The following is a 16,586-nucleotide window of genomic DNA, read 5'->3' on the forward strand; positions in this document are numbered from 1 at the left end:
CCTACTATGAAAAACCGACTAACTTCTTGTTTATTTATCGGTTTTTTAAGCCTGCTGGTATCTTGTGGTGTTTCAAAATCGGCCAAACACCTTCCTGATCTTAGTGCTTATACTATTACCAAACCGGTTGTTAGGCCGCTTTCCGATTCGGTTTTTGTTTCCGGCAAAAATTCGTTTTTTAAAAACAAACAAGGTCTTTGGGAATTATACGTTGAAGGAAATCCATTAGAAATTGGTCTCACTACCGGAGCTTTAACAGATTCACTTTTGAAAAAACAACAGCAGGTTTTCTTCTCTAAAATAGAAGATTTTGTGCCTTCAAACTTTCAGCAAAAAATGCTGAGTCGTTTTCTAAAATGGTACAACCGAAAATTATATTTAAACATTCAACCCGAATATCAAACCGAGATTTTTGGCGTTTCTTCGTATACTTCGCATGAATTGGACAACATTGCACCTCAATACCAACGCGGTTTGTATTTGCATGGCGCACACGATATTGGTCATGCTCTACAAGATTTAGCTTTGGTAGGCTGTTCTTCATTTGCAGTATGGAATGAAAAATCGGAAGACGGAAATATCATTTTAGGACGTAATTTTGATTTTTATGTCAATGATGATTTTGCTAAAAATAAAATCGTTGAATTTATAAAACCCCAAGAAGGACATCCGTTTATGATGATGACCTGGCCTGGCATGATTGGAGTAGTTTCGGGCATGAACCTGGAAGGTGTAACTGTTACAATTAATGCTGCGAAATCCAAAATTCCGCTTAGTGCGAAAACGCCTATTTCTATTTTGACCCGCGAAATTTTACAATATGCCAAAAATATAGACGAAGCCATTGCTATTGCCAAAAAAAGAAAAGTCTTCGTTTCTGAATCAATAATGGTAGGAAGCGCATACGATAACAAAGCGATTTTAATTGAAGTTTCGCCAGAAAAAATGGGGGTTTATGAAACGAATACCAATCAATTAATTTGTTCTAATCATTTTCAGAGTGCCGTTTTTAAAGAAGACAAACGCAATAGGAAGTTTCGGGAAGAAAGTCATTCAGAATATCGATGGGAAAGAATTCAGGAACTTTTAGCCGAAAATCCAAAAATAAATCCGGTAACAGTTTCCGAAATTCTTCGTGATAAAAAGGGGTTAAAAAATATTCCGTTGGGTTATGGAAACGAAAAAGCATTAAATCAATTAATAGCGCATCATGGCATTATTTTCAAACCTAAAGATAAACTGGTATGGGTCTCTGCAAATCCTTATCAATTGGGCGAATTTGTCTGTTATGATTTAAATGCTGTTTTCAATCTGCCTAAAAACGATTCTGTAAAATCTCTTCAAAAAGAACGTTTAAATATTGCCAAAGATCCTTTTTTAGAAACTACTGCTTATAGCAATTATCAAAAATTTAAAACTGAAGATCATAAAATCGATTCGCTGCTAGAAAAAAAACAAACGATTTCAGATGATTTTATTCAACATTATCAGGCTTTAAATCCCGATTATTGGGTTGTGTATTACAAAGCAGGATTGTACTTTTATCAAAAAAAAGAATTCTATCGGGCTCGGGAAAATTTTGAAAAAGCAGTATCCAAAGAAATTACAACTGCTCCTGAAAAAGCAAAAATTCAAGAATATCTGAAAAAACTCAAAAGAAAATCACCATGATTCCAGCAATAGAAAAAGATACTTTAGAACAAATTAAAATTTTTCAGGAACAGAAATTAGGAGAACTTTTAACTTACATTAGCCAAAATTCCCCCTTTTACAAAAGACTTTTTGCCGGACAAAATATTGACATTTCGAAAATAAAAACCCTCGAAGATTTACAATTTTTACCTGTTACCACTAAAGAAGATTTGCAACAATACAATGATGATTTTTTGTGTGTTCCGCAGCACAAAATTATCGATTACGCTACAACATCAGGCACTTTAGGCGATCCGGTGACTTTTGGTTTAACCGATTCTGATTTGGATCGGCTGGCTTATAACGAAGCCATTTCTTTTGCCTGCGCCGGAATTACAGAAGGCGATGTTGTACAATTAATGACTACCATCGACCGAAAATTTATGGCGGGTCTGGCTTATTTTTTGGGTCTTCGAAAATTGAAAGTCGGCGTTATTCGTGTTGGCGCCGGAATTCCGGAAATGCAGTGGGATTCTATTTTAAAATACAAACCTTCTTATTTAATTACAGTTCCTTCGTTTCTTTTAAAATTAATTGAATATGCCGAAATTCACGGAATCGATTACAACAATTCGGGCATAAAAGGTGCCATTTGCATTGGAGAATCGTTGCGTGAACAGGATTTTTCTATGAATATTTTATCAAAAAAAATTACCGAAAAGTGGAATATCAAGTTGTTTTCCACTTATGCTTCGACTGAAATGAGCACTGCTTTTACCGAATGTGAACAAGGAAAAGGCGGGCATCATCATCCGGAACTGATTATTGTAGAAGTTTTAGACGAAAATAATCAGCCTGTAAAAAAGGGAGAAACTGGCGAACTTACTTTTACTACTTTAGGAATTGAAGCCATGCCGTTACTTCGTTTTAAAACCGGCGATATGGTTCAGTTTCACGACGAACCTTGCGCTTGTGGCAGAAATACGTTACGCGTCGGGCCTGTTGTCGGGCGCAAAAAACAAATGATAAAATACAAAGGCACAACACTTTATCCGCCAGCGATGAATGATATTTTGAGCAGTTTTGACAACATCGAAAATCATTTGATCGAAATTTCGACCAGCGATTTAGGCACCGATGAAATCCTGATAAAAATTGCCGTAAAAAATCAGACTCCCGAATTTTTACAAGAAATAAAAGATCACTTTAGAGCCAAATTAAGAGTAACGCCAAAAATTGAATTCGCCACCAAAGAACATTTAAATCAATTGGTTTTTAATCCGATGAGCCGAAAACCAATTCGGTTTTTTGACTATAGGTAACTTCATTCTAAGTTGCTAAGATACTGAGATTCTAAGATTCTGAGTTTTTCTTTTTAAAATTAAACAAGTATAAAAACTCAGAACCTTAGCGTCTTAGAAACTCAGAATCTTTTTAATTGAACTAAAAGTTGTAATTTTGCAAAAAATAATGAAGATGGTCAAGATTGGCAACATAGAATTACCCGAATTTCCTTTATTACTAGCACCGATGGAAGATGTTAGTGATCCGCCATTTCGCAGATTATGCAAAGCGCACGGAGCTGACATGATGTATTCTGAATTTATTTCATCGGAAGGATTGATTCGGGATGCCATTAAAAGTCGCATGAAATTGGATATTTTTGATTACGAACGCCCTGTCGGAATTCAGATTTTTGGTGGTGATGAAGAAGCAATGGAAATGTCCTCGAAAATTGTTTCTACGGTAAAACCAGATTTGGTCGATATCAATTTTGGCTGTCCGGTAAAAAAAGTTGTGTGCAAAGGAGCTGGTGCCGGCGTTTTGAAAGATGTGGATTTGATGGTTCGTTTGACCAAAGCAGTTATAAAAGGAACTGATTTGCCTGTTACGGTAAAAACCCGTTTGGGCTGGGATGATAACTCCATCAATATTGATGAAGTTGCCGAAAGGCTTCAGGATATTGGTGTTCAAGCTTTAACCATTCATGCCAGAACCCGAGCGCAGATGTACAAAGGGCATTCTGACTGGTCGCATATTGCACGTGTAAAAAACAATCCGAGAATTACAATGTCTATTTTCGGAAACGGAGACATCGACAGTCCGGAAAAAGCATTAAAATATAAAAATGAATACGGAATTGACGGTATTATGATTGGTCGTGCCGCGATTGGTTATCCGTGGATTTTTAACGAAATCAAACATTTCTTTAAAACTGGTGAGCACTTGCCTGCTCCAACCGTTGGTGATCGTGTTGAAGCTGCCAGAAATCATTTAAAATGGTCAATGGAATGGAAAGGAGAACGTTTGGGAATTGTAGAAATGCGTCGCCATTATACCAATTATTTCAAAGGAATTCATTCGTTTAAAGAATACAAACAAAAATTAGTAACTACTGATGCTCCAGAAGATTTATTCGCTATTATGCAAGAAATTGAACGGGTTTATGCAGGATATGAATTTGTTTAAAATATAAAAGACCTTTATTTGAAAATTTGAAGGTCTTTTTACTTTTTAAATCTATTCGGCTCATTCTAAAACTAACCGAGGCTACTTATCATATTATTTACTTTTTAATAAATATTCATTAGCCATTTTTTTGGTCTTTATATCTAAAAATTTCTTCTCAGTTGTTAAAATATCATAAACGTCGAATGAAGCTACTTTGTAATTATATTTATTGGACATTATTAATGCATAATATAGAAACCCGGTAAATTTTTGTTCTCCTATGTAGTGAATTCCTTTTAATTCATTATAAGCCAAAGTATCACCTTTACTCAATACAAGATAGTTTAGGCTGTCCATAAGTTTTTTATTAAATAACTTTTCTCGAAAATAAGTTGCTGAATTATTGTCAGATATTAATTTCAATGGCTCCTTATTATTACACGAAATTACAGATATAATAATAATAATAATAAGCCTTTTCATAAATTAATTTTTTAAAGTTTCTATAAATTTTAATATCATTTTATAACTAACTAATTTTCGACAGCATGGAAATTATTTCAGTACGCACAAAGAAAAAAAAGCCCATTATTGTTTACAGAACCGATCAATCTGTAATTAAATTTTACACCAAAGTGCGTTTCCATCTTCCCCTTTTGTAAAGAACAATCCCCGCTAAAGTTATCGCGGTTTCTGCAACCGGAATTGCAATAAAAACACCTTTTGGTCCCAGATTAAAATGTTTTGCCAATACATAAGCCAGCGGAATTTGAAACAGCCAAAAACCGAAGAAATTAATTCCGGTTGGTGTCCAGGTGTCTCCTGCCCCGTTGAAGGTATTGATTAAAACCATTCCAATCCCGTAGAAAATAAAGCCGATACACATAATATGTAAAGCTTCAGTTGCAATCGTTTTTACTCCTTCATCATTGGTGAAAAAAGAAATAATATAATTTCCAAAACACAATGTAATTATCATAATCGAAGCCATAAAAATCACGTTATATTTAGCCGTAGTGAAAACTGATTTTTCGGCACGTTCGATTTGTTTGGCTCCTAAATTTTGCCCAACCAAAGTAGCTGCTGCATTGCTTAAACCCCAAGCCGGAAGTATAAAAAACATCATAATTCGCAAAGCCGTCTGATAACCTGCAGAACCCTGATCACCTCCCGTTTTGGCCACTAGCTGTGCTAAGAAAATCCAGCTGCAGGAAGCTATTACAAACTGTAAAATTCCGGGAGCTGCGATTTTAACCAACGCTTTTATCTGTTTAAAATCGGGAACAAAATAGGCGATTTTAATTTTTAAAACACCACTTCCAAAAAACAAATGATACACCTGATACAAAACACCAATACTTCTTCCGAAAGTGGTTGCCAAAGCAGCTCCCATCAACCCAAAAGCCGGAACGGGACCTAAACCGTTAATCAAAATCGGGCAAAAAATAATATTACAAATGTTAGCGATCCAAAGACTTTTCATGGCAATTGCCGCATTTCCGGCGCCACGAAAAATGCCATTTATCAAAAACAAAAGCATAATGCACAAACTCGATCCAATCATGATTTGGGTAAATCGGTAACCGTGTTCGGCAGATTCAACAGAGGATCCCATCAGAATCAGAATGTCTTTCGCATAAACTATTCCGAAAATACTCATTATACTGTTAACGATTAATGCAATTATGATAGCCTGCATTCCGGCTTTTGCAGCTGCAATGGGATCTTTCTCTCCAATTCTACGAGCCACAACTGCTGTTGCTGCCATACTCATTCCAATTGCCAAAGAATAAATAACGGTCAAAACGGATTCGGTTAAACCAACGGTCTGAATCGCAAAACTGCTGTGTTCCAAATGTCCGACGAAATACAAATCGACTAAAGCAAAAACCGATTCCATCATCATTTCTAAAACCATCGGAATAGCTAATAAGATAACGGCTTTTTTAATGCTTCCGGCTGTGTAATCAAATGATTCGTCGCCTTTCAGCGCTTGTTTTAATGTGGTGAAAATTTTAGAAAATAAACTTTTCTTTATAACTGTTTCTGTCATGATACTTTAGGATAAAAATAAAAGTTGCCCAGATTTCATTTATCTGAACTGAAAAAGAAGAAAAACGTAAGTATCCTAATTATTCTAAAAAAATAAAATAGGATTAGGCAGAAACAATCATATACAGTGAATTTTAAGACAGTAAATATAAGGAAGTTTTGTAAGACTGAAATCTTAATGCAACAGCTTATTGCTAACTCTACTGCTTGCAATTAACGAAGCTAAAAAGCCTAAAATCAAAATGGTAATCATGACAATAATAACATTTTCAAAAGAAAAAACAACGGGATATGCCAAGGTTGGCGTAATCATGACGAGTTCAAAATGTTGCTGCAATAGCACTAAAATAATCCCCAAAACCAATCCAATTAGACCACCAAAAAAACTGAGTAAGGTTCCTTGCAATAAAAATATTTGACGTAAACCACGGATTTCTGTTCCGAGATTAAAAAGCGTTTTTAAATTTTGTTTTTTATCTAAAATCATCATAATCAAGGCTCCAATTAAATTAAAAAGCGCCACAATAATCACTAGGGTAAAAATCAAATAAACGGCAATATTTTCGGTATTGAGCATTTTGTACAACGAAGCATTAAGTTGCGCTCTGTTTTTTACGACTATTTTTTGCTTAAATATCTGGGCTAATTGTTGGCTTATTTGCTTTTCGTTAGCATCGGGTTTCAAATCAAATTCAATTGCCGAAATCTGATTGGGTTTATACTGCAATAATTCTTGCGTATGCTGCAAATCGGCAAAAACGTATTTGGAGTCCAAATCTTCGGAAATGGAATAAATACCTACGGGTAAAACTTCGGTTTTATTAAAAGCTTCTTCCGGCGAATCGATGGTTCCTTTGCCTGGTTTGGGTGCAAAAATTTGCAACGGATTTTCAAAGTCTAAAATACCCATCGAAAAATTGCGACAAATTCCGAAACCTACTACCACCTGAAACGTTTCGGGTTTTAACCAAGTTCCGCTAAACAATCGGGTTTGGATATTACTGACTTTTTGGTAATTTTCGTCGACTCCTTTTAGGTAGGTTACTTGTTGTTTATTTTTAAAAACGAACAAAACACGTTCTTCGATTACTTTTGTATACGATTCAATTCCTTCAATGCCCTTGATTTGGCGTAAATTTTCAGCAGTAAATTCGAATGATTTTCCCTTAGCGCTTTCTATTTTTAAATCGGGATCAATTTCGTTGGTAAACGACAAACTAAACTCTTTAAGTCCGCTAAAAACAGATAAAACCACAAACAAAGCCATTGTACCCACAATGATACCCAAACTAGCAATGCGATTGATAATGGTGATAGCATTGTTAGAACTTTTGCTAAAAATATAGCGTTTGGCTATGTATAAGGGGAATTTCAAATTACGATTTTCTTCGTTTTTCTAACAAATCTGGATTTTCGATAGGGTTTTCTTTTCCTGATAAGGCATTGTCTATTTTTTCGATATAATCCAAAGAATCGTCTATAAAAAAATTAAGATTTGGCACACGTCTTAATTGCAAACGCACGCGTTGCGATAAATCGTGTTTAATTAAAGTACTATTGGTTTTAATAGCTGCCAAAGTATCTTTGGCTTTTTCTTGCGGAAAAATGCTCAAGTAAACAGAGGCCACAGATAAATCAGTCGTTACACTCACTTTCGAAACGGAAATTATCAAATTGGTAATTCCATTTTTTCGCACTTCACCTTGCAAAATATCAACCAAATCTTTCTGGATGACACCGCCTATTTTTTTTTGTCTGTTTGTTTCCATACTGCAAAAATACTATTTTTTAAGTCATCCGCTATTCTGAAAATAAGAAGCTATTGATTTTATGTCCCTTTTTTGTGCTTTTATGCTACTATTAACAGAAGAGTTGCCTAATCGAAATCTTTCAAAAACAAATTTAATCACCAAAATCATTGCGAACAAGCAAAAAAAATATTCTTTATTTCGGCTGATTCGCAAAAACTATTTGCCAAAAAAACGACAATCTCAAAAATTGAATAATTTTTACTATAAAGATAAATTTAGCTTAAAAATATCGTAATTTTAGTCAAAACATTGATTATTTAAAAACATAATAATCCATTTACTAATTATTCAATAAATAGCCATGACAAAATTTACACCCGAACTAAATGCGTATGGCTGGGATGAAATGTTTAGCCAAGAAGGCATTAGAGCCTCGTATCGCCCTGTTTTTGAAAAATTAAAAAGCTTTTCGAACAAAAGTCTGAGCACCAAACAAAAACAAGCCTCGGACATGTTTATGAATCAAGGCATCACCTTTACGGTGTATAGCGATGATGAAAAAGGAATTGAACGCATTTTTCCTTTTGACATTATCCCCCGAATTATTACCCAAGAAGATTGGCAAATTGTCGAAAACGGCATCAAGCAACGTTTAACGGCGCTAAATCTTTTTTTAGAAGATGTTTACAACCAACAAAACATTATCAAAGACGGAATTATTCCGGCGGGATTAATCGCTTCGTGTCCGCATTACATTCAAGAAGTACAAGGCATTAAGTTACCGTATGACATTCATGTTCACATTGCCGGTATCGATTTGATTCGAGGAGCAAAAGGCGAGTTTTATGTGTTAGAAGATAATTTACGATGTCCCAGTGGCGTGAGTTATATGCTCGAAAACCGAGAAATTACCAAACGTATTTTTCCGGATATGTTTGCCGCCAGCCAAGTAAGTATGGTGAGCAGTTATCCGATGCTTTTTCACAATATTTTAGTGTCACTTTCTCCCCGAAATATTTCCAATCCCAATGTGGTTTTGCTAACTCCAGGCGTGTACAATTCTGCTTATTATGAACATACGTATTTGGCTCGAAAAATGGGAATCCCGTTAGTTGAAGGGCGTGATTTGGTAGTAAATAACAACAAAGTATACATGAAAACCACTTCGGGCCTAAAACAAGTAGACGTTATTTACCGCCGCTTGGATGATGAATACTTAGACCCTTTGGTTTTTAAACCCGATAGCACTTTAGGAATTCCGGGACTTATGAGCGCCTACCGCCAAGGAAATGTTGCTTTGGTAAATGCCGTTGGAAATGGGGTTGCCGATGACAAAGCCGTGTATGCCTATGTGCCCGATATGATTAAATATTATCTAAACGAAGAACCCATCCTGAATAATGTGCCTACGTACAGAATGGAAAATGCAGACGAAAGAGAATTGGTTTTTAAAAACATGGATCAGATGGTTATTAAAGAAACCAACCAAAGTGGCGGGTACGGAATGATTATGGGAAACAAAGCTACCGAAGAAGAGTTGGAAGAAGCCAAAATTGCCATTGTGAATAATCCGAGAAATTTTATTGCCCAACCCATTATTCAGCTTAGCACCGTGCCCTGTTTGATTGACGGAAAATTAAAATTACGCCATGTTGATTTACGACCTTACGCACTTTGTGGCCCAAAAGGGGTAGAAATTGTGCCCGGTGGATTAACTCGAGTTGCTTTAAAAGAAGGTTCTTTGGTCGTAAATTCATCACAAGGGGGCGGCAGTAAAGACACTTGGATTTTAAAATAAAAATACTTCAAAAAAATCAGTACTAATTAAACTTATAGGCTATGTTAAGCAGAGTTGCCGACGGAATGTTTTGGCTCAATCGTTATATGGAACGAACAGATGGTATGTTGTTAACCTTAAATACGGGTTACCTCTTATCATTTGATAAAGAAATTAACGATTATTATGGCTACAAACCTTTATTAGAGTATTATACCAATTTAAGTGTCGAGGAAATTTCGCAGAAACAATTTGATACTGATTATGTTTTGAAATACATTATTTGCGATGACCGTAATGATAATTCGGTTAAAAATTTAATTTTCAAAGCGCGTGAAAATGCCCGTGGCTCTCAAGACAAAATTACCATCGAATTGTGGGAGCATATTAATTCGATGTATCATTTTATGAATGCGCCCGATTTACCCAAAAAATTAGAAACCTCAGATGCTTTGAATGTCGTTAAAAAAATGAGTAAAGATTTGCTTTTATACAACGGAATCTTGCAAGTTACCATGCCCCGCGGTTTGGGTTGGTGTTTTTCGAACATCGGAAAACATATTGAGCGTTGTTTGCAAACCATTACCATGACACAAGCCTATTATGAACCGATTCAGTATAATCTAGATGGCGAAGAAGATTTGTTGTATTGGCGCAGGTTATTGCTCTCGTTATGCGGTTACGAATTGTATTTAAAAAGCTACAGTACCATTTCGCACAACCGCAAAGTGGTACAGCATGTTGTTTTTAACGAAGATTTTGCGCATTCGGTGGTGTATACCTTAGATTTCATAAACACCTATTTGAATTGTTTGTTTAAAAACAGCAACCAAAGTGAAACCCGAAGTTTGCTGAATCAATTTGGGCGCCTAAAAAGTTATGTCGATTTTACCGATTACCATCACTTGACCAATGCACAATTAGAGGATTTTTTATTTCAAACTAAAAAACAATTGATTCAGTTTTCAATCGATTTTTCGAAATTGTTTTTTTCCTATACCTAAAATTTATGGCTGTTTTCAAAATTATTCACATTACCAAATACCAATACAATTATCCTATCAAAGAGAGCATTAACGAAATTCGTTTGTTTCCGTATAATTTTGAAAATCAAGAAGTTTTACAATACGAACTTTTAATTACGCACAATCCCGAAGTGGTCATTGCACAAGATTTTTATGGCAATCGGATGGGCAATTTCAATATTTTGCAACCCCACACCGAAATGACAATTGAATCCCGTATGTTGGTACGCGTTAATCCATCTGTAAGCTTACCCGCTTTAACGCCTGTTTATGTAAAAGATGTAGAAAAAGAAAAAAACAATAGTATTTTCTTATTGCGACTTTCGTATCCCGAGGGCATTCAAAAACAAGATCAAATTAAGAATATTTTAAACGAAATTGGACTAAAAGATAAAACCATCTTAGAAATTGCCACACTTTGCAGTACTTATATTTATGAGCATTTTACGTATACAAAAGGCATAACCAATGTAGAAACCACGATTGATGAAATTTTAGATCATAAAAAAGGGGTTTGCCAAGATTTTGCTCATTTGTTATTGCAACTTCTGCGCACTGCTGGCATACCGGCTCGTTATGTTAGCGGTTACATTTGTCCGAACGAAAACGGCCTTAGAGGCGAAGGTGCAACCCACGCTTGGGTGGAAGTTTATTTACCTAATGAAGGTTGGTTGGGTATTGATCCTACCAACAACATTTGGACCAATGACAACCATGTTCGTTTGGCCGTAGGTCGAAATTTTGCCGATTGTACTCCAATAAAAGGTACGTTTAAAGGAATTGCCGTACAAACACTTTCGGTTTGTGTTTCGGTGGGCTACGAAGATGGACGTCAAATTGAAGAAATTAACGATGTAACCTTAAAAGAAATTTCATCGGATGTCAAACAACAATTGGAAGTTTTAGATCAATTGAAACAACAACAGCAATAAAAAACGGAGCTAATTGCTCCGTTTTTTATTATTTATTAATTAACCACCCTTCGGGGTTATTATAAGTCGTGTTTTGTAAAACCGAGAATTTAATGGTTGTTTTACCGGTATCACCACTGGTTCTTATTTTTCCTATCTCTTGTTTGTAGGTTACTTTATCTCCTTTGTTTACAAAAACCGAACTTAGGTTTTGATATACGGTAAAATAATTTCCGTGTTGAATCATCACCGCTTTATTAACTGGCGATAAAACAATCACACTCGTTACTTCACCCGCAAAAACGGCACGAGCGGAAGCACCTTGCTCGGTAGTAATCTCCACACCACTATTGTGTACAGTTAAAGTTGGATATATAGGATGCGGCTGATCACCATAACCTTGCGAGATAAATCCTCTTTCAACTGGCCAAGGCAATTTACCACGATTGGCTCTAAAATCAGCAGCCAAAATTTTTGCTTCGGGCGTTAATTCAATTTTAGTACTAGATGCCGAAGCGGCAGATGGGGCTTTGGTTCCTTCGGCTTTAGCTCTTTCGGCAGCGGCTTTTCTATTGGCTTCAGCAATGGCTTCACGAATCAAACGATCAATTTGACGGTCGATATTTTTAGCCAACGCTTGTTTTGATTTTATATCCTTGGTAATACTGTTTTTATCTTTTTTAAGCGAATTGACCAACTTTTGTTGTTCCTTCTTTTCGTTTTCTAAATTCTGACGTTCCTTAACATTTTCGGCAATGAATTTCTTTTTGGTCTCACGTTGGCCATTCAATTGTGCATTTATACTTTCCAATTCCTTGGTTTTGGCTCCGATTTCTTCGCCTTGACTTTTCCTGAAATTAGTATATTGCTTCATGTACTGAACGCGTTTGTAAGCTTGCAAAAAGCTTTCGGAAGACAAAATAAACATAGCGCGACTTTGTTCGGATCGGCTTTTGTATGATTTTAAAATCATCTTAGCATAATCTTCTTTCAATACTTTTAAATCGCGTTTCAATTGATTTATTTTCAATTGATTCAGGTACATATCGTTACTCAACAATTTAGTTTGTCTTTCGGTTGTACTAATTAATTTTTGCTTTAATTTGATTTTATTGGTCTGAATGTAGTATTCGTTCAAAGCCGATTTCTCTTTCTTTTTAACCGATTGTAACATCTTTTCATTGGCTTTGATTTCTTGTTGTATTTGAGCTTTGCGTTGCTCTAATTTTTCTTGTTGGGAATCTTGTGCCCACATCAAAGAAGAGATCAATACTAATACGGCGCTAAGGAAAAATTTTGGCATCTTAAAAATATATTTTTGCAAATTTACTTAATTATAACCTTTTTATAACCATCTGGAATACTATATGGAAAAGAAAGTTCTTCGTTAAAAGAAACGGAATTATAATCTAAATTAATATCCGTTTTGCCTTTTGGCTGAATGGTATTGATGGTAACACTAGTAGGCAAATTCCCTTGTTCAAATTTTTTATGATTGCCATACGCAACCTGAATCATGATATTTTCTGCCGTTTGTGTAATTTGCTCCTTTTGCAATAAAAATTGTTCCGAATCAAAATAATACGATTGTTTTAATGCCGACTCTTTTTGATCGTCTAAACGATATAAAGGTGCAGCATCTATTTGTTTGTATTTTCCGTTTTTCAAATTATCCAAAGCTTCTCCAATAAGCAAATTTTGCACTTTTTCAAAATTAAGCTCGGTTCCCAACCATTTACTCAAACTCGTAAAATCACCTTCGTAATAACTGCCTTTAATTTTTTCGTAATAACTCACCGAAGTAGGCGTAATCAATGCTTTTGCCATGGTAATACCTAAAAAACGAACACTTACTAAAATTTGCTTGTCTTTTTCGATTTTAATCTCGGCCGTAACATTTTGATTTTGCTTCTGGTCGATATATTTTGCACTTGCTTTAATGTATAACGTTTTAAAATCGAGCGGATTTTCGTAGTGTTTGTCGATTATTTTTTTGGTGGCCAAATCTTCAACTGTCACGGCCTCTGATGTGGTTGCTTGTTTGGTTTTACAGGCAGTTAAGCTTAAGAGTAAAACCCCTATAAATAAAATATATTTTTTCATACGATTCAGTTTTTTTGTAACAACAAATTAGCTTTGTCAAAATACAGTTGTTTCTTTTTTACATCGCCCAAGCCGTTATACGCCTCTCCTAATTGCACATTAAAATTTACTTCGGCAGTTGGGTCATCTACTACATAATCTATGCCTATTTCTAAAACGTCTTTTGCCTTTTTAAATTGTTTTAATTGGTTATTAGCTAAGCCATTGTAAAAATAAAACTCGGGTTGTGATGGAAAAGTTGCAATCATTTCTTGCGATTGTTTTTCCATTTCGGCAAATTGTTTGGTCTCAGTATAGGTTTGCATCAACAGTAAATTAGTCTCTACATCCGGTATTTTCTGCGTTTTTTCAGCCTGTTCATAAAAATGTGCTGCTTTATCAAATTGTTTTTTATTTTGAAAAAACTTTCCCACTTCTTTCGAAACATCCACGGTAGTATCATCTTTGAAATACAAAATGGCTTTATCCAATTCGGATTCGTACTGCGGGTTTTTGGATACAAAAATTAAAAATTCATTAAATGCGCGGTGTTTGATTTTCATATCCACAGTAGAACTTCCTAAAACGGTATACAAAGCCGGAAGCGCTTTATCGGGTCTGTTTTGATCCAAATAACTTTTATACAAACTCACCTGTGCCCACTCTGAGTTGGGAATTTCTTTTTCCAATTGTTTTGCTAAGGCAATGACTTTATCGAGTTCATTTCGGTTGCCATAAATAGCAATTAAAGCGATATAATTGGATTCTTCTTTCGGATTTTGATTGATGTTGCTTATTAAAGTGTCAATCTCTTCATCTTGAAAATTGCCTTGTGACAAAATACGGCTTTTATAAACCGACCGTTCGGGTGATTTTCCGTATTTATCATCCATTTCTTTTATTAATGCTAACGCCTTATCGGGCTGCTCGGTAATCATGTAAAGCGAAATTAAATCGTCTTTGTACTCTTCGTCAAACGGAATAATTTTTTGAATGGTGTTTATCGCTAATGGATAGTCTTTGGTTTGAAAACTCACATCGTAAACCCCTAGCCAATACCATTTATTAGAAGGATTAATTTTAATTGCTTGCTCAAAATTCCGTTTGGCATTGGAATAATCTTTTAAAGCCAAATAATTTTTGCCCAATTCAAAATAACTTACGTCGTCATTGGGTTTAATTTGAAGGCATTTTTCTAAAGAAACAATGGCTTTATCGTAGTTTTCTATTCCTTTTTGCAATAGCGATTCATAAAAAGAATCTTGATACGCATCGGTTGCCATAGCAACATCTTCGGGTTCTGTCTGCGCCAAAACGCCTGGCACATAACCCAAAACTGCAACTGCTATCAAAATTCTTTTTCTCATTTTTGTTGGTTTAGTGTAACTTATTCAAAAACCGAATAATCACCGATACTAATGCTGGTAAAGTTACCGTCGTAACTTACATGATTTCCTATCATTGCATTGTCTAAGTTAGCGTTTTTTATTTCGACATTTGACTGTATCAAACTATTTTTTAACGCACTATCTTGGATTTTGGCATTATCTCCCAACGAAACATTCGGACCGATGGTACTGTTTTTTAACGTTACATTTTTGCCTATAAAACAAGGCGGAATAATGGTCGCATTATCTAAAATAACACTAGCATCTACTAAACTTTCGCCATCATTTTGTAAAAAACCTAACATTTTCGAATTGGTTTCAACGGTTACATTTTTGTTTCCGCAATCCATCCATTCATCTACACTTCCTGTTTTAAAAACCTTACCGTTTGCCATCATGGCTTTAATACCATCATTAATTTGATATTCGCCACCATTCTGAATGTTATTATCCAACACATTTTGAAGTTCCCCTTTCAAAACGGCAATATCTTTAAAATAATAAATCCCGATTACGGCTAAATCGCTTACAAATGCTTTCGGTTTTTCAACCAACTCTATAATTTCGTTTTTTTCGTTTAACTGAACCACGCCATAAGCCTCGGGTGCATCTACTTGTTTTACCCAAATAACCGCATCGGCTTCAGGATCTAACTCAAAATCGGCACGGATTAACGTATCGGCATAGGCCACAACTGCTGGTCCCGAAAGCGAATCTTTTGCACACATAATGGCATGACCAGTTCCTAAGGGTTGGTCTTGTCTGTAAATAGAGGCTTTGGCTCCCAAACTTTGTGCTAAAGCTTCAAGATTGGCCACCACATCGGCACCAAAAAAAGCTTCATCGCCTAAAATAAAGGCCACTTCTTCGATAGGTTCTTTTAAAATTTTAGCAATGTCTTCCACTAACCGATTTACGATTGGTTTTCCAGCTACAGGAATTAGTGGTTTTGGAACCGTTAATGTATGCGGACGCAAACGCGAGCCTCTTCCTGCCATTGGTACAATTATTTTCATTTGATTTGGTTATTTTAGTTATCTGTTTATTTTTATTTGGAGATCTATTACAATCTTATTTAACACCTGTGCTTCCAAAACCGCCTGCTCCTCTTTCCGTTTCCGAAAGAATTTCAACTTCATTCCACTCGGCTCTTTCGTGCTTGGCAATGACCAATTGAGCAATGCGCTCTCCATTTGCGATTACAAATGGTTCCTGGGATAAATTGATTAGAATTACACCTATTTCACCACGATAATCGGCATCGATAGTTCCCGGCGCATTCAGCACCGTAATGCCGTGTTTGGCCGCCAAGCCACTGCGCGGACGTACTTGCGCTTCGATACCAATTGGTAATTCGATAAAAAGTCCGGTTTTAACAATAACTCTTGCCATAGGAGCTAACTCTATCGATTCTTCTAAATTGGCTCGTAAATCCATTCCGGCCGAAGCTAGTGTTTCATAACTAGGCAAAGCGTGTTGCGACTTATTTATAATATTGATTTTCATAATCTAAAATT

General features: G+C 35.6%; 15 protein-coding genes. 6 read left to right on the forward strand and 9 right to left on the reverse strand.

What is annotated here, in order from left to right:
- Positions 1-6 precede the first annotated feature (6 nt).
- The 3 genes from I5M07_RS06795 (at position 7) to dusB (ending at position 4,101) form a co-directional block, all read left to right on the forward strand.
- A complete protein-coding gene (locus I5M07_RS06795; RefSeq protein WP_200105466.1) occupies positions 7-1,671 on the forward strand; it encodes a C45 family autoproteolytic acyltransferase/hydolase in 1,665 nt (554 codons plus the stop codon).
- Entirely contained in the window at positions 1,668-2,954 is a 1,287-nt protein-coding gene (locus I5M07_RS06800; RefSeq protein ID WP_200105467.1) for a phenylacetate--CoA ligase family protein, read from the forward strand. Before I5M07_RS06795 ends, I5M07_RS06800 begins: the two co-directional genes overlap by 4 nt.
- A 154-nt stretch (positions 2,955-3,108) precedes the next feature.
- Positions 3,109-4,101 (forward strand): tRNA dihydrouridine synthase DusB, encoded by a 993-nt coding sequence (gene dusB, locus I5M07_RS06805; protein WP_200105468.1) that lies wholly within the window; start codon positions 3,109-3,111, stop codon positions 4,099-4,101.
- Between the two features lie 93 nt (positions 4,102-4,194).
- Here the strand turns inward: dusB and I5M07_RS06810 are convergent, their stop codons facing one another.
- From I5M07_RS06810 to rbfA, 4 genes are all read right to left on the reverse strand, one after another.
- Positions 4,195-4,566 (reverse strand): hypothetical protein, encoded by a 372-nt coding sequence (locus I5M07_RS06810; RefSeq protein ID WP_200105469.1) that lies wholly within the window; start codon positions 4,564-4,566, stop codon positions 4,195-4,197.
- Positions 4,567-4,708: 142 nt separating this feature from the next.
- On the reverse strand, positions 4,709-6,136 hold the full coding sequence (locus tag I5M07_RS06815) for an MATE family efflux transporter (protein ID WP_200105470.1): 1,428 nt from the start codon (positions 6,134-6,136) through the stop codon (positions 4,709-4,711).
- A 174-nt stretch (positions 6,137-6,310) separates the two neighbouring features.
- On the reverse strand, positions 6,311-7,510 hold the full coding sequence (locus tag I5M07_RS06820) for an FtsX-like permease family protein (protein WP_200105471.1): 1,200 nt from the start codon (positions 7,508-7,510) through the stop codon (positions 6,311-6,313).
- A gap of 1 nt (position 7,511) precedes the next feature.
- Entirely contained in the window at positions 7,512-7,904 is a 393-nt protein-coding gene (rbfA, locus tag I5M07_RS06825; RefSeq protein WP_200105472.1) for a 30S ribosome-binding factor RbfA, read from the reverse strand.
- Positions 7,905-8,247: 343 nt separating this feature from the next.
- Between rbfA and I5M07_RS06830 the strand changes: the two genes are divergently transcribed.
- The 3 genes from I5M07_RS06830 to I5M07_RS06840 are packed head-to-tail and all read left to right on the forward strand — an operon-like array spanning position 8,248 to position 11,620.
- A complete protein-coding gene (locus I5M07_RS06830; RefSeq protein ID WP_200105473.1) occupies positions 8,248-9,684 on the forward strand; it encodes a circularly permuted type 2 ATP-grasp protein in 1,437 nt (478 codons plus the stop codon).
- A gap of 41 nt (positions 9,685-9,725) precedes the next feature.
- Positions 9,726-10,667, forward strand: coding sequence for an alpha-E domain-containing protein (locus I5M07_RS06835; RefSeq protein ID WP_200105474.1), 942 nt, complete (start codon positions 9,726-9,728; stop codon positions 10,665-10,667).
- A 5-nt stretch (positions 10,668-10,672) separates the two neighbouring features.
- The gene (locus I5M07_RS06840) at positions 10,673-11,620 is read left to right on the forward strand and encodes a transglutaminase family protein (protein WP_200105475.1); all 948 of its coding nucleotides are present in this window, start codon (positions 10,673-10,675) and stop codon (positions 11,618-11,620) included.
- A 28-nt stretch (positions 11,621-11,648) separates the two neighbouring features.
- On the opposite strand, the gene I5M07_RS06845 is transcribed toward I5M07_RS06840, so the two are convergent.
- From I5M07_RS06845 to dut, 5 genes are read right to left on the reverse strand one after another with little or no spacing between them, the layout of a single operon-like run.
- Complete coding sequence (locus tag I5M07_RS06845) at positions 11,649-12,902, reverse strand: murein hydrolase activator EnvC family protein (protein ID WP_200105476.1); 1,254 nt, start codon at positions 12,900-12,902, stop codon at positions 11,649-11,651.
- A 23-nt stretch (positions 12,903-12,925) separates the two neighbouring features.
- Positions 12,926-13,702, reverse strand: a complete 777-nt coding sequence (locus I5M07_RS06850) for a DUF4292 domain-containing protein (RefSeq protein WP_200105477.1) — start codon at positions 13,700-13,702, stop codon at positions 12,926-12,928.
- A 5-nt stretch (positions 13,703-13,707) separates the two neighbouring features.
- On the reverse strand, positions 13,708-15,048 hold the full coding sequence (locus I5M07_RS06855) for a tetratricopeptide repeat protein (protein WP_200105478.1): 1,341 nt from the start codon (positions 15,046-15,048) through the stop codon (positions 13,708-13,710).
- Between the two features lie 20 nt (positions 15,049-15,068).
- Positions 15,069-16,085, reverse strand: coding sequence for a sugar phosphate nucleotidyltransferase (locus I5M07_RS06860; RefSeq protein ID WP_200105479.1), 1,017 nt, complete (start codon positions 16,083-16,085; stop codon positions 15,069-15,071).
- A 55-nt stretch (positions 16,086-16,140) separates the two neighbouring features.
- The gene (dut, locus tag I5M07_RS06865; RefSeq protein WP_200105480.1) at positions 16,141-16,575 is read right to left on the reverse strand and encodes a dUTP diphosphatase; all 435 of its coding nucleotides are present in this window, start codon (positions 16,573-16,575) and stop codon (positions 16,141-16,143) included.
- Between the last annotated feature and the right edge of the window lie 11 nt (positions 16,576-16,586).

The organism is Flavobacterium agrisoli (assembly GCF_016522065.1).
GTDB lineage: Bacteria > Bacteroidota > Bacteroidia > Flavobacteriales > Flavobacteriaceae > Flavobacterium > Flavobacterium agrisoli.

Coding starts and splice junctions, on each gene's coding strand:
- I5M07_RS06815 (WP_200105470.1), bottom strand. CDS start 6,136: ATGACAGAAACAGTTATAAAGAAAAGTTTATTTTCTAAAATTTTCACC.
- I5M07_RS06800 (WP_200105467.1), top strand. CDS start 1,668: ATGATTCCAGCAATAGAAAAAGATACTTTAGAACAAATTAAAATTTTT.
- I5M07_RS06855 (WP_200105478.1), bottom strand. CDS start 15,048: ATGAGAAAAAGAATTTTGATAGCAGTTGCAGTTTTGGGTTATGTGCCA.
- dusB (WP_200105468.1), top strand. CDS start 3,109: ATGGTCAAGATTGGCAACATAGAATTACCCGAATTTCCTTTATTACTA.
- I5M07_RS06840 (WP_200105475.1), top strand. CDS start 10,673: ATGGCTGTTTTCAAAATTATTCACATTACCAAATACCAATACAATTAT.
- I5M07_RS06810 (WP_200105469.1), bottom strand. CDS start 4,566: ATGAAAAGGCTTATTATTATTATTATTATATCTGTAATTTCGTGTAAT.
- dut (WP_200105480.1), bottom strand. CDS start 16,575: ATGAAAATCAATATTATAAATAAGTCGCAACACGCTTTGCCTAGTTAT.
- I5M07_RS06845 (WP_200105476.1), bottom strand. CDS start 12,902: ATGCCAAAATTTTTCCTTAGCGCCGTATTAGTATTGATCTCTTCTTTG.
- I5M07_RS06850 (WP_200105477.1), bottom strand. CDS start 13,702: ATGAAAAAATATATTTTATTTATAGGGGTTTTACTCTTAAGCTTAACT.
- rbfA (WP_200105472.1), bottom strand. CDS start 7,904: ATGGAAACAAACAGACAAAAAAAAATAGGCGGTGTCATCCAGAAAGAT.
- I5M07_RS06860 (WP_200105479.1), bottom strand. CDS start 16,085: ATGAAAATAATTGTACCAATGGCAGGAAGAGGCTCGCGTTTGCGTCCG.
- I5M07_RS06830 (WP_200105473.1), top strand. CDS start 8,248: ATGACAAAATTTACACCCGAACTAAATGCGTATGGCTGGGATGAAATG.
- I5M07_RS06795 (WP_200105466.1), top strand. CDS start 7: ATGAAAAACCGACTAACTTCTTGTTTATTTATCGGTTTTTTAAGCCTG.
- I5M07_RS06835 (WP_200105474.1), top strand. CDS start 9,726: ATGTTAAGCAGAGTTGCCGACGGAATGTTTTGGCTCAATCGTTATATG.